Consider the following 223-nt stretch of genomic DNA (forward strand, 5'->3'; position numbering starts at 1 on the left):
GGGGACGGAATGGCAATTACCGGGGCTGGCGGTGTCACCGGTTAATCAAGCCTTTGATGTTGTTAAGTTTGATCTTGAACTGGGCCTGTCAGAAGAGGCGGGCGGGATTGTCGGTGCGCTGAATTATGCCTCGGCGCTGTTTGATGCCGCGACCATGGCGCGACAGGTAGGATATCTGCACGCGGTGCTGCAAGCGATGGTCGGGCAGGCTCAACAGCCGGTT

Annotated in this window: 1 protein-coding gene; it reads left to right on the forward strand. The window is 58.3% G+C overall.

Annotation, left to right across the window (positions count from 1 at the left end):
* On the forward strand, positions 1–223 hold a 223-nt coding region (locus tag ABR397_RS24370), incomplete at both ends, for a condensation domain-containing protein (RefSeq protein ID WP_350307926.1).

The sequence above is a fragment of the Photorhabdus viridis genome (assembly GCF_040256935.1).
In the GTDB taxonomy this organism is placed as follows: Bacteria; Pseudomonadota; Gammaproteobacteria; order Enterobacterales; family Enterobacteriaceae; genus Photorhabdus; species Photorhabdus viridis.